The organism is Pseudomonas sp. HMWF032, assembly GCF_003060885.1.
Taxonomy (GTDB): Bacteria; Pseudomonadota; Gammaproteobacteria; order Pseudomonadales; family Pseudomonadaceae; genus Aquipseudomonas.
Genome location: NZ_QAIG01000012.1, coordinates 155884 through 167857, shown reverse-complemented (window position 1 = coordinate 167857; position 11974 = coordinate 155884). Strand labels below are relative to the sequence as shown.

13 protein-coding genes are annotated in these 11974 nt (G+C 55.7%); 2 read left to right on the top strand and 11 right to left on the bottom strand.

The annotated features are described in order from the left end of the window. Positions 1 to 25: 25 nt before the first annotated feature. Both ccmB and ccmA read right to left on the bottom strand, forming a co-directional pair. A complete protein-coding gene (gene ccmB / locus DBR00_RS16750) occupies positions 26 to 697 on the bottom strand; it encodes a heme exporter protein CcmB (RefSeq protein ID WP_108490504.1) in 672 nt (223 codons plus the stop codon). After that, positions 694 to 1329 carry a cytochrome c biogenesis heme-transporting ATPase CcmA gene (gene ccmA / locus DBR00_RS16745; RefSeq protein WP_108490517.1) on the bottom strand — a complete coding sequence of 212 codons (636 nt, stop codon included), beginning with the start codon at positions 1327 to 1329 and terminating at the stop codon, positions 694 to 696. The genes ccmB and ccmA overlap by 4 nt, the downstream gene beginning before the upstream one ends. A gap of 163 nt (positions 1330 to 1492) precedes the next feature. Between ccmA and DBR00_RS16740 the strand changes: the two genes are divergently transcribed. Together DBR00_RS16740 and DBR00_RS16735 are read left to right on the top strand one after the other, a co-directional pair. Then, complete coding sequence (locus DBR00_RS16740) at positions 1493 to 3037, top strand: flagellar hook-length control protein FliK (RefSeq protein WP_108490503.1); 1545 nt, start codon at positions 1493 to 1495, stop codon at positions 3035 to 3037. Next, a complete protein-coding gene (locus DBR00_RS16735) occupies positions 3034 to 3360 on the top strand; it encodes an EscU/YscU/HrcU family type III secretion system export apparatus switch protein (protein ID WP_108490502.1) in 327 nt (108 codons plus the stop codon). The genes DBR00_RS16740 and DBR00_RS16735 overlap by 4 nt, the downstream gene beginning before the upstream one ends. 23 nt (positions 3361 to 3383) lie before the next feature. On the opposite strand, the gene DBR00_RS16730 is transcribed toward DBR00_RS16735, so the two are convergent. From DBR00_RS16730 to DBR00_RS16690, 9 genes are all read right to left on the bottom strand, one after another. After that, on the bottom strand, positions 3384 to 3788 hold the full coding sequence (locus DBR00_RS16730) for a DUF2802 domain-containing protein (protein WP_108490501.1): 405 nt from the start codon (positions 3786 to 3788) through the stop codon (positions 3384 to 3386). A gap of 3 nt (positions 3789 to 3791) precedes the next feature. Beyond that, positions 3792 to 4271, bottom strand: coding sequence for a chemotaxis protein CheW (locus DBR00_RS16725; RefSeq protein ID WP_108490500.1), 480 nt, complete (start codon positions 4269 to 4271; stop codon positions 3792 to 3794). Between the two features lie 105 nt (positions 4272 to 4376). After that, entirely contained in the window at positions 4377 to 5213 is an 837-nt protein-coding gene (locus DBR00_RS16720; RefSeq protein WP_108490516.1) for a CheW domain-containing protein, read from the bottom strand. 87 nt (positions 5214 to 5300) lie between these two features. Beyond that, complete coding sequence (locus tag DBR00_RS16715) at positions 5301 to 6089, bottom strand: ParA family protein (protein ID WP_108490499.1); 789 nt, start codon at positions 6087 to 6089, stop codon at positions 5301 to 5303. Positions 6090 to 6139: 50 nt separating this feature from the next. After that, a complete protein-coding gene (motD, locus tag DBR00_RS16710; protein WP_108490498.1) occupies positions 6140 to 7009 on the bottom strand; it encodes a flagellar motor protein MotD in 870 nt (289 codons plus the stop codon). 12 nt (positions 7010 to 7021) lie between these two features. Continuing rightward, complete coding sequence (locus DBR00_RS16705; RefSeq protein WP_108490497.1) at positions 7022 to 7762, bottom strand: flagellar motor protein; 741 nt, start codon at positions 7760 to 7762, stop codon at positions 7022 to 7024. Then, positions 7762 to 8877 (bottom strand): chemotaxis response regulator protein-glutamate methylesterase, encoded by a 1116-nt coding sequence (locus DBR00_RS16700; RefSeq protein ID WP_108490496.1) that lies wholly within the window; start codon positions 8875 to 8877, stop codon positions 7762 to 7764. Before DBR00_RS16700 ends, DBR00_RS16705 begins: the two co-directional genes overlap by 1 nt. Before the next feature lie 43 nt (positions 8878 to 8920). Continuing rightward, the gene (locus DBR00_RS16695; RefSeq protein WP_108490495.1) at positions 8921 to 11167 is read right to left on the bottom strand and encodes a chemotaxis protein CheA; all 2247 of its coding nucleotides are present in this window, start codon (positions 11165 to 11167) and stop codon (positions 8921 to 8923) included. Between the two features lie 12 nt (positions 11168 to 11179). Then, positions 11180 to 11968: a protein phosphatase CheZ gene (locus DBR00_RS16690; protein WP_108490494.1), complete on the bottom strand. Its 789-nt coding sequence runs from the start codon at positions 11966 to 11968 to the stop codon at positions 11180 to 11182. Positions 11969 to 11974: the final 6 nt, after the last annotated feature.

The following is an 11974-nucleotide window of genomic DNA, read 5'->3' as shown; positions in this document are numbered from 1 at the left end:
TCAACCGGCCATTCAGGCTTATTGTCTACTCAGCGACACTGATCGTCAGACCAGCGGCGATGGCAAAAGGTGTCAAGGTCACCGCCAATGCGGTGAGGCTGGCCAGCCACAACAAGTGACCAACCGCCGGCAATCCTTGCAGGCTGGCTTGTAGCGCACCGCTGCCGAGAATCAGCACCGGGATGTACAACGGCAAAATCAGCAACGCGAGCAGCAGACCACCACGCTTGAGGCCTACCGTCAGCGCCGCACCGACTGCGCCCAGTAAGCTCAGCACCGGCGTACCGAGCAGCAGCGAGATCAGCAGCACCGGCAGGCAACGCCCCGGCAAACCCAACATCAACGCCAGCAGTGGCGCCAACAGCACCAGCGCCAGGCCAGAGAACAGCCAGTGTGCCAGCACCTTGGCCAGAACCAGAAGAGCCAGGGGGTGCGGCGAAAGGACCCACTGCTCCAGCGAGCCGTCCTCGAAATCACTGCGAAACAGCCCGTCCAGCGAGAGCAGCACGGCCAATAACGCCGCTACCCACACCAGCCCTGGCGAAAGGCTTTGTAACAACTGAGTCTGCGGCCCCACCGCCAACGGGAACAATGCAATCACAATGGCAAAGAACACCAGCGGGTTCGCCAGCTCGGCCGGACGACGGAACAACAGGCGCGCTTCACGGGCCAGCAGCAGGGTAAAAACATTGCTCATGACGTGCGTTGCCCCAGATCAAGCTCGCGATAACCGGCCGGCTTGACCGTCAATTCATGGTGCGTGGTCAGCACGACCAGACCGCCCTGCTGACAATGTGCGGCCAGATGGTTCTCCAACTGGGCCACCGCTGCCTTGTCCAGCGCAGTAAACGGCTCATCCAGCACCCAGAGTGGCGGACCCGGCAAATACAGGCGGGCCAGCGCCACACGCCGTTGCTGCCCGGCGGATAGGGTGTGACAGGGCACATCTTCAAAACCGCGCAGCCCCACTGCCGCCAGCGCCTGCCAGATGGCCTCGCGCTCGGCCGGCTGATGCAGTGCACAGAGCCAGGTGAGATTTTCCTCGGCAGTGAGCAAACCCTTGATGCCGGCGGCATGTCCAATCCACAGCAGGTTGCGTGCAAGCTCGGCGCGCTGGGCGGCTAACGGGCGGCCATTGAGGCGAATCTCACCGGCAGTGGGCTGCATCAACCCAGCCAGCAATCGCAGCAGGCTGGTTTTACCACTGCCATTGGGGCCTGCCACCTGAAGCATTTCACCGGGAACCAGACGCAGCTCCAGACGCTCGAAGAGCATGCGCCAATCTCGCTCACAGGCGAGCGCAACGGCTTCGAGAAGAGGACTGGTCAAGGCATCGGCACCTAAGATGGATGGCAAAAGCTGTTCAAGTCGGCAGCGTCTTGGCCGCTATACTGACGCACAAGGAATGCGCAGCCGAACCGGACGGGGCGCGATTATACATGCCCAACTGCGCCTGCCGCAGCGGGCATTTTCGACAGGGTGTAACCCGCCAATGAGCGAAATCAGCAGCCCGCGGCCTATTGCGCCAACGCCCCCCAGCAGCCGCCCCAGCGCTGTCGCGGCGGATCTGGCAGTGAAACTGTTACAGCCCATGCAAGGCTTGCTGGCCAGTGGCGAAACCGCCAAGGCCGAAGTTATCGCCCTCAAGGAAGTGGCGCAAAGTTTTCAAATGCTGCTCAAGCTGACCCTGAGCAACGGCAGCCAGACCACCCTGGAAGCCGCTAGCCCGCGCCCGCTGGCTCAGGGCACATCTGTAACCGTAACCGCCCTATCGGAAACCCGCCTGGCACTGTCCGTACTGCTGGGTGGTGACAAGCCTCTGACCAGCCTGGACCTCGACCAATTGCCCGTTGGCACCCTGCTGCAGGGCAAGGTAGTGGCCCGCGAACAATTGCTGCAGGGCCGCTCGCAACAGGTGATCTACAAGGTGCTGGTCAGCTTGCTCAATACTCCGCTGGCTGGCAGCAAGCTGTCGCTGGAAACCCCACTGGCACTGCCTTTGGGTAGCCTGCTCAGCGCTCAGGTGCAGGGCAGCCAGGCGCTGAATTTCCTACCCCTGAGTGGCCGCCTTGACAAACTTGCCCTGAGCCAGCAGCTGAGCAGCCAAAGCAATCGCCAGGGCGCCCTTGAAGGGCTGTTTGGCGCCCTGCAAGGACTGCGCGGCAACGCCGAGATGAGTGAAGGTCTGCGTACCAGTATCGACAAACTCTTCGGCGCATTACCCGACACGACTCAACTGAGCACTGCAAAAGGCCTGGCGGCGGCCTTGGAAAACAGTGGCATTCTGTTGGAGAGTAAACTCCTTGGAGGTCAGGGCCAGTCGATGCCGACCGACCTCAAGGCCAACTTGCTGCGCCTGATCACACAACTATTACCCAATATGCCCGCCGGCGCATTGCTTAGCGCAACCAATGCCGGCTCAGCGCTGGCGCAAGCCATGCCAACCCTGGCACGCGACCTGCTCAGCAGCCTCGGAAAGTCCAGCAGTCGCCAACAGGCGCTGAGTTTTCCATTGCCCTCACGAATCCTGCAGGGCATGGAAGACGACAGTGACCTGGAGGCCCTACTGAAGCTCGCCGCGGCCGCCATCTCGCGCCTGCAAACCCATCAGCTTTCCAGCCTGGCACAAAGCCAGGTCGGCCCAGACGGCAACCTGCTCACCACCTGGCAACTTGAATTGCCCATGCGCAACCAGCAAGAGCTGGTGCCTTTGCAAATCAAAATCCAGCGTGATGAAAGCAAGCCAACCAACAAACCTGAAAAAAAGGAAATTCTGTGGAAGGTCGAACTGGCCTTTGACCTGGACCCTCTAGGCCCCCTGCAAGTTCAAGCACAACTGGCGCAGGGCCGTCTATCCAGCCAGCTTTGGGCAGAACGAAACAGCACCGTCAACTTGATCGATGCAGAACTGGACAATCTGCGCCAACGCCTGAATAGCGCCGGCGTGCAAGTCGGCGAACTGGCATGTTCACTGGGTATTCCTCCGCGCGGCCCCCGCACGACCCTGGAACAACGTTGGGTAGATGAAACCGCATGAAAAAGACCACGCCACGCCAGGCCATCGCCCTCACCTATGACGGCCAGAATGCACCGGTGCTCAGCGCCAAAGGCGATGACGAGCTGGCCGAAGCCATTTTGGCGATCGCCCGCGAATATGAAGTACCGATCTACGAAAACGCCGAACTGGTGCGCCTGTTGGCGCGCCTGGAACTGGGCGAAGCAATTCCCGAACAGCTGTATCGCTGCATCGCGGAAATAATCGCCTTTGCCTGGTACCTGAAGGGGAAAGCGCCGACCAGCAACGAACATGACACGGATATCACGCCGCCCCTGCGCCTATTGGAAGGGCCGGCACATTGAGAGTTACTTGAGGATTGGGAAAATCAGGAACGCTGCAGTTTGGCCTGATGCATCTTGCTGACCAATTCCGCCTCAGCCTTGCTCAGGCCGCAGGACTGGGTCAGGTCATCCACACTGGCGCCCATGCCAGCCAGTCGCGCAGCCTGGGTAAATGACAGACTGCTGGGGTCACGCTGCTCAATCTGATTGAGCTTGTCCGGCAGAGGCGCAACAACTCTGCGCAACTCATGCAACTCTTCACCCATCTGCACGCTGCCAGTGAGATAAGCATCCAGTCGCCGACTTAGCTCCTTGAGCCGCCGATCACGTAGCGCATCACGCTCGCCTTGCAGCTTGATAGCCTCACGCAGCTGCCGGGTCAACCAGATGCATGCAGCGACCAGCCCCAGACAAACCAGGGCCACCGTGACCAGCAGCGCATCAAGCATGACTTAGATGCTCTCCAGCTCAGACCACTCTTCTTCGCTCATCATCTTGTCCAACTCAACCAGAATCAGCAACTCACCGTTCTTGTTGCACACGCCCTGGATAAACTTGGCGGACTCGTCATTACCCACGTTTGGCGCAGTTTCTACCTCGGATTGACGCAGATAAACCACTTCGGCCACGCTGTCGACGAGGATGCCGATCACCTGCTTGTCGGCTTCAATGATCACGATGCGAGTGTTATCCGTGACCTCACTGGAATCGAGACCGAAACGCTGGCGGGTGTCGATCACGGTAACCACATTGCCGCGCAGGTTGATGATGCCCAGTACATAACTCGGAGCACCTGGCACAGGAGCAATCTCGGTGTAACGCAACACCTCTTGAACCTGCATCACATTGATGCCGTAGGTTTCGTTGTCCAGGCGGAATGTCACCCACTGCAGGATCGGATCTTCAGAACCTTGTGCAGAACTTTTCTTCATGTTCCTAGCCTCGTCATGAACCGCTCGCGGCGGCGATCACGGGTTAATGCCCCGCTGTCATTACTATAGTTGCAAAGCTGCAGTCATCGCACAGCTCAGTGTTATTCAATGTGCTCGACTGGATGCCATGCGCTTGGCGGCGCCACTGGCAATCAGCTCGGCCAGGGATGCAATATCCAGCAACGCACACATATGCTCGATGACAGTGCCGGCTAGCCATGGACGCTGCGTTCGCTGGCTGCGCCATTTAACCTCATTAGGATCAAGGCGAATCGAGCGACTCACCTGATGCACCGCCAAGCCCCACTCATACCCTTGAACAGAAATCACATACTGCAAACCCTCACGAAAATCGTCGCGATAGCGGTCAGGCATAACCCAGCGGGCGGTATCCAGAACCTTCAAGTTGCCTGCCTGGCTTGGCAATATGCCGAGGAACCATTCTGGCTGCCCAAAAAGAGGCGTGAGCTCCTGACCGGCCAGAGGATAAATCGACCCCAGGCAAACCAAAGGTACTGCCAGCGTTAGACCCGCCACATCAAACAGCAGGCACTCAAAGGACTCTTGCGCCCATTCGGGACGCCCCTGACGACCGGACTCTGGAATGGCCAACAAAGCATGAACAGCATCAGACTCAACAACGATGGGTTGCGCACTATCAATAGAAGGCGCGGCATACTCTACCGCCACTTCTGGCATGGGCATGTCGAACGTCGGCAAAACCAAGGATCGCGGTGCAAGCTCAACCAGAGGCTTGGCAATTTCAGCCTGACGAACAAGGCGCGCGTCACGCACCTGCTCTTCCAGTACCGCCGCTTCAAACTCATCCAGAGTAGTGCTTTCAGCCAGCTCTAACTCGCTTACAGCATCGCGCAACAAGCCATCCAGGTAGGACTGTAAAGCCAGTTGCGGACGTGTAGCAGTGGCAAAGGGACGACTCATGAACACAACCCACAATAACAATCTGTAGAGACTATCGGCCGCTCTTGCGACAGACTTGAGCCCAGGCATTCAGCATAGCCCTGCACCTTAAGCGACCTGCGCTGCGATCTGCTGCGATAGCAGGTGTTTAAGCAGCGCACGGTAGGCAATCACGCCACGGCTATTGTTATCAAACTGTGAAGGCGTAAGCCCTGCCCTGCTGGCATCACGCAGACGTGTATCAACTGGGATATAGGCTGGCCACAGATGATCTGGATAGCTGTTGCGCAGCACCCGCAAAGTTCCCATAGAGGCCTGTGTGCGCCGATCGAACAGTGTCGGCACAATGGTGTAAGGCAGAGCTTGTTGGCGCGATCGGTTGATCATCGCCAACGTATTGACCATGCGCTCCAGGCCTTTAACCGCAAGAAACTCAGTCTGCACCGGAATAACCAACTGCTGGCTGGCGGCCAGTGCATTGACCATTAGCACGCCCAGCAAAGGCGGACTATCAATGACAGCATGATCAAAGTCCTGCCAAAGCTGTGCCAGACTTTTGGAAATAACCAGCCCAAGACCGCTCTGCCCGGGAGACTGACGCTCAAGGGTGGCCAGCGCAGTACTCGACGGCAGCAGAGAAATACGCTCATGACTGGTCGTACGCAGCAACTGCTCAGGCAAGCCACGGGGCACTGAACCTTGATGCTGAAATAGATCAAAACAGCTGTGCTCGAGGCTATCCGGATCATGCCCGAAATAGCTGGTCATAGAACCATGCGGGTCGAGATCAACCACAGCTACGCGCTTGCCAGCATCGGCCAACAGACCTGCCAGTGCGATTGATGTGGTGGTTTTACCGACACCACCTTTTTGATTGGCTACTGCCCAGACTCTCATCGTTATCATCCTCCCGGTACAGCTGCAGCCAAACCGAGAACGGGGCCACCCTATGGGGCCGGCGACGGGGGATTGACGGCTCCCGCTTGCGGAGCCGGCGCTATCGGAGCATTAGCAGGTTGCGTGCCAGCTCTTTGCAGAGCCTGATCAGGCTTTGCATTGGCGCTGCCCACTCCACTGACACTTCGGCGCACATCAAGATTGCGCGATATCACCAGAACCACCCGACGATTACGACCACGGCCTTCAGCAGTAGTGTTATCGGCCACTGGCTGAAACTCGCCATAACCAACCGCGGCCAGACGTCCAGGATTCACACCGTCCATGCTCAGCATACGCACGATGCTCGCCGCTCGCGCTGCTGACAACTCCCAGTTACTCGGGAACTGCGCGGTCTGAATCGGCAGATTATCGGTAAAGCCTTCAACATGAATCGGATTTTCATAAGGCGCCAGTATTTTGGCGACCTTCTCAATGATGTCGAAAGCAGCATTGTTAGGGATCGCATCACCACTGGTAAACAACAAACTGGAGCTGAGCTCGATCTCGATCCACAACTCGTTACCACTGACCTTGAGCTGCTCGGACTGAATCAGATCACCAAAAGCCTCGCGCACACTATTGGCAATGCTTTCCAATGAATCGGCGGCTGACAAGGTGCTATCTTCATCAACCAGAGAGCGGTCGGGCTCGGTTGTACGCGGCCGCTCATCCCCAACGGGAATAGGCTTGATAGCACGATCTGGCTGATTGAACACACCGGTCAGACTGTCCGAGAGAATTTTGTACTTGCCCTCGTTGATCGAGGAGATTGAATACATCACCACAAAAAATGCGAATAGCAGGGTGATGAAGTCGGCATAGGAAACAAGCCAACGCTCATGGTTTTCATGTTCTTCTTGGTGACGCCTGCGGGCCATATAGTGCCTCCATCAATCCATAAAGCCTTGCAGCTTTAATTCGATGGAGCGAGGGTTCTCGCCCTCGGCAATCGACAGGAGACCTTCCAGCAACATCTCACGATACCGCGACTGGCGCTGAGCGATGGCCTTGAGTTTGTTACCGATAGGCAATAACAACAGGTTGGCGAAACCGACACCGTAAATAGTGGCAACAAATGCCACTGCTATGCCGCTGCCCAACATACTCGGGTCAGCCAGGTTACCCATTACATGGATCAACCCCATAACAGCACCGATAATTCCTATGGTGGGAGCGTACCCCCCCATACTTTCAAAAACTTTAGCTGCCTGGATATCACGCCCTTCCTGAGTGTAAAGATCAACCTCAAGGATACTGCGTATTGCCTCCGGCTCTACACCATCGACCAGCAACTGAAGACCTTTGCGGGCATAAGGGTCAGGCTCAGCATCCGCCACGGCCTCCAACCCCAATAAACCTTCCTTGCGAGCCGTCATACTCCAACCGACTACACGGTTGATGCCACCTTGCAAATCAACGCGTGGCGGAAAGAAAATCCAGCTTATGATTGCCAGAGCACGCTTGAAGACGTTAACCGGAGCCTGCAGGAACGCAGCCCCCAGTGTACCGCCGACCACTATCAACGCAGCCGGCCCGTTCAGAAGGGCAGCCGCATGACCACCTTCCAGATAATTGCCGCCTAAGATGGCCACAAAAGCCAGAATGACCCCAATTAGGCTCAATACATCCATTAACCACAGGCCTCAACCAGATGCCTGCCGATATCATCAAGCGAGTAAACAGCATCTGCCAAGTTGGCCTTAACGATAGCCATCGGCATACCGTAGATCACACAGCTTGCCTCGTCCTGTGCCCAGACCTGGCTTCCGACTTGTTTAAGCAGACGAGCGCCCTCGCGACCGTCGGCACCCATCCCAGTCAAAACTACAGCCAATACCTTATCGGCATACGACTTCGCCACAGATCCAAAAGTGATATCAACACAGGGCTTGTAATTGAGCCGTTCATCACCAGGCAGAATCTTTACTACCCCCCTGGCATCAACCATCATCTGTTTACCACCGGGAGCAAGCAAAGCCAATCCGGGACGCAACGTATCACCGTCTTCGGCCTCTTTGACACTAATCCGACAAAGCTTATCAAGGCGTTCAGCAAACGCTTTCGTAAATGCAGCAGGCATATGCTGAATTAAAACGATTGGGGCTGGAAAATTAGCGGGCAACTGAGTCAACACGCGTTGCAATGCAACAGGCCCACCAGTTGACGTGCCGATGGCCACCAACTTATAGGGTTTCCGTTTTGGAGCCGCCGCGACTGCAGCCTGCACGGGTGTTGCAGCAGAGACCGGCCTACCGGGCGAGGCAGTTGTTAAAGGACGAGAAGCGGGTTTTACCGGATTCGGCGCAGGCGCCACAATTGAGGGCGCGGGCGTGCTGAAATTCCGGCGATTACTGCGCGCAATTGTATGAATTTTCTCGCATAGCAACTGTTTAACGCGCTCTGGATTGCGCGAAATGTCTTCAAAATTCTTGGGAAGAAAATCAACCGCTCCCGCTTCAAGCGCATCCAAGGTAACCCGAGCGCCTTCATGCGTCAGTGAAGAAAACATCAAGACCGGTGTTGGGCAACGCTGCATGATGTTACGAACAGCCGTAATGCCATCCATCATGGGCATTTCATAGTCCATGGTGATGACATCAGGCTTGAGTGTCTGCGCCTGCTCGATGGCTTCACGGCCATTGGTAGCAGTACCAATGACCTGAATGTTTGGATCAGCCGAAAGAATTTCAGATACACGCCGGCGGAAAAATCCGGAGTCGTCCACCACCAACACCTTAACAGCCATAACCACTCCTAAACGGTACGACAGACAGCTGCATCACGAACAATCACATACGTCGTGCGTAACGTTTGAGCATGCTCGGTACATCAAGAATAAGAGCGATGCGACCATCGCCTGTAATTGTTGCACCCGACATACCCGGAGTGCCCTGCAGCATCTTGCCAAGAGGCTTGATAACCACTTCCTCCTGCCCAACCAGCTGATCGACAACAAAGCCTATTCGCTGACTGCCAACAGACAGAATAACCACATGACCTTCACCCTGCTCGACATGTGCAGCACTGCCAATTAACCAGCGTTTGAGGTAAAACAAAGGCAAGGCCTTATCGCGAACAATCACCACTTCCTGACCATCAACAACGTTGGTACGCGATAAATCAAGGTGAAAGATTTCGTTAACATTCACCAATGGGAAAGCAAATGCCTGATTAGCCAACATCACCATTAACGTAGGCATGATTGCTAGTGTTAATGGCACCTTGATAACAATCTTCGAGCCCTGCCCCTTCACCGAGAACACATTTACGGTGCCATTGAGCTGGGAAATTTTGGTCTTCACCACGTCCATGCCCACGCCGCGGCCCGACACATCGGATATTTCTGTCTTGGTCGAAAAGCCCGGGGCGAAAATCAAGTTGTAGCATTCAAACTCATTTAAGCGATCAGCTGCGTCCTTATCCAACAATCCCTTTTCTACAGCCTTGGCACGCAACACGTCAGCATCCATACCTTTGCCGTCATCAGAAATCGACAGCAGGATATGATCACCCTCCTGCTCAGCAGACAACACGACCTTGCCACCACGTGCCTTACCCGACGCCTCGCGCTCTTCTGGAGTTTCAATGCCATGATCGACCGCATTGCGCACCAAGTGCACAAGCGGATCAGCCAGTGCTTCAACGAGGTTCTTGTCGAGATCCGTCTCCTCCCCGACCAATTCAAGATTGATCTCTTTCTTCAGGCTTCTGGCCAAATCACGAACCAGGCGCGGGAAGCGACCGAAAACTTTCTTGATTGGCTGCATGCGGGTTTTCATAACAGCAGTTTGCAAATCTGCCGTTACGACATCGAGGTTTGATACAGCCTTCGACATCGCTTCATCGCCACTACTGGAGCCCAAACGAACCAAACGGTTACGCACCAGCACCAGCTCACCCACCATATTCATGATTTCGTCCAGCCGCGCAGTGTCAACGCGCACCGTGGTTTCAGCTTCGCTCGGGGGCGCAGCTTTATCTGCCACGGGTGCAGCGGGCGCAGAAGCTTTGGCTGTTTCAACCTTGGGGGCAGGCTTAGCTGCGGGCTTGGCAGCCACAACTGCAGGCTTCACGGGCTCTGCAGCTTTAGGCTCCGGCGCAGCGGCTACAGGTTTAATCGCTTCAGGCTCGACAAACTTGCCCTTACCGTGAAGCTGATCCAACAGTGCCTCAAATTCATCGTCAGTAATGTCTTCGCCAGGAACCTCGGACACCTGGGCAACCTTTGGGGCCGGTGTATCTTCGACCGGAGCAGGTGGGACAAACTGACCCTTACCGTGTAATTGATCGAGCAGCGACTCAAACTCATCATCGGTAATTTCATCACTACTGGTGGCTGCTGCCGGCGCTGCAGAGGCCGGCACGGCGGCTGGAACATTTGCTTCAGCGACGAATTGACCCTTGCCATGCAGTTGATCGAGCAGTGATTCGAACTCATCATCGGTGATTTCGTCACTGCTGGCTGTTTCGGGCGTAACGGTGTCGACGCTGCCGCCATCAAGAGCGCCCAACAGCTGCTCGAACTCACTGTCAGTGATATCAGAACCTGCACTTGCGACCTCTGCAACCGCTACTTCCTCAACGACCTCAATTGCTTCTGCGGCCGGTTCGACTAAAGGTTCCTCGCCGGCAACCTCTTCGGAACCTGCCGGCTCCGCTAGACGAGACAACGCTGCGAGTAACTCAGGAGATGCGGGTGTCAGCTCCGTCCGCTCACGCACTTCAGTGAACATGCCGTTGACCGCATCAAGAGCTTCCAGCACTACGTCCATCAATGCCGAATCAACACGCCGCTCACCCTTACGAAGGATGTCGAAAACGTTTTCTGCAATATGGCAACATTCAACCAGCTCGTTGAGCTGGAGAAAACCGGCACCACCTTTGACGGTATGAAACCCGCGAAAAATAGCGTTGAGCAGATTCATGTCGTCCGGGCGACTTTCCAGCTCTACGAGCTGTTCGGACAGTAATTCAAGAATCTCGCCGGCCTCTACCAGGAAGTCCTGGAGGATTTCTTCATCGGCGCCGAAGCTCATATAGACGTGCTCCTAAAATCCCAGGCTGGAAAGCAGATCGTCAACATCATCCTGATTCGATGCGACGTCTTCACGCTTATCGGCATGAATCTGCGGACCTTCACCACGAGAAGGCTCTTTTTGTTCTTCTCGCTCGGCACGGAGCAATTCGTGGTTATGCTCAATACCGGCAATCTGATCGACTGAACTGGCCATAATCACCAGTTTCAACAGATTACTTTCAACCTCGGTCACCAACTGGGTAACCCGCTTGATTACCTGACCTGTCAGGTCTTGGAAGTCTTGCGCCAGAAGAATGTCGTTCAAATGCGAAGACAGCTTGGCCCCGTCTCGCTCGCTACGCGCAAGAAACAACTCAACTCGCTTGGCCAACTCTCGAAAACCATCAGCACTCATTTCGCGGCGCATGAAACGCCCCCAGTCGGTGCTCAAATTGTGCGCCTCATCAGCCAGATCATTCACCAGCGGAGCGCTCTGCTCGACCAAATCCATGGTGCGATTGGCCGCTTTTTCGGTCATCGTCACAACATAGTTAAGACGCTCAGTTGCATCAGTAATTTGAGAGATTTCGGTTGCATGAGGTACGCGTGGGTCAAGCTGAAAATTCACAATGGCATTGTGTAGCTCACGGGTCAGTTTGCCGACTTCGTGATACAAGCCGCGGTCACGTGCTTTGTTGAGCTCATGTATCAGCTGTACCGCTTCACCAAAATTGCCCTGTTCCAGGCTGTCTACCAATTGGCGAGCGTTGTATTTCAGGGTTGACTCAAGGTCACCGTGAACGGAATCTTTATGTTCCATAGCACC

What these genes read in the sequence shown, in the direction of transcription:
- DBR00_RS16695 (WP_108490495.1), bottom strand. Translation starts at nt 11,167, where the DNA reads ATGAGCTTCGGCGCCGATGAAGAAATCCTCCAGGACTTCCTGGTAGAG.
- DBR00_RS16720 (WP_108490516.1), bottom strand. Translation starts at nt 5,213, where the DNA reads ATGAGTCGTCCCTTTGCCACTGCTACACGTCCGCAACTGGCTTTACAG.
- DBR00_RS16725 (WP_108490500.1), bottom strand. Translation starts at nt 4,271, where the DNA reads ATGAAGAAAAGTTCTGCACAAGGTTCTGAAGATCCGATCCTGCAGTGG.
- DBR00_RS16700 (WP_108490496.1), bottom strand. Translation starts at nt 8,877, where the DNA reads ATGGCTGTTAAGGTGTTGGTGGTGGACGACTCCGGATTTTTCCGCCGG.
- motD (WP_108490498.1), bottom strand. Translation starts at nt 7,009, where the DNA reads ATGGCCCGCAGGCGTCACCAAGAAGAACATGAAAACCATGAGCGTTGG.
- DBR00_RS16690 (WP_108490494.1), bottom strand. Translation starts at nt 11,968, where the DNA reads ATGGAACATAAAGATTCCGTTCACGGTGACCTTGAGTCAACCCTGAAA.
- DBR00_RS16735 (WP_108490502.1), top strand. Translation starts at nt 3,034, where the DNA reads ATGAAAAAGACCACGCCACGCCAGGCCATCGCCCTCACCTATGACGGC.
- DBR00_RS16740 (WP_108490503.1), top strand. Translation starts at nt 1,493, where the DNA reads ATGAGCGAAATCAGCAGCCCGCGGCCTATTGCGCCAACGCCCCCCAGC.
- DBR00_RS16715 (WP_108490499.1), bottom strand. Translation starts at nt 6,089, where the DNA reads ATGAGAGTCTGGGCAGTAGCCAATCAAAAAGGTGGTGTCGGTAAAACC.
- DBR00_RS16730 (WP_108490501.1), bottom strand. Translation starts at nt 3,788, where the DNA reads ATGCTTGATGCGCTGCTGGTCACGGTGGCCCTGGTTTGTCTGGGGCTG.
- ccmB (WP_108490504.1), bottom strand. Translation starts at nt 697, where the DNA reads ATGAGCAATGTTTTTACCCTGCTGCTGGCCCGTGAAGCGCGCCTGTTG.
- DBR00_RS16705 (WP_108490497.1), bottom strand. Translation starts at nt 7,762, where the DNA reads ATGGATGTATTGAGCCTAATTGGGGTCATTCTGGCTTTTGTGGCCATC.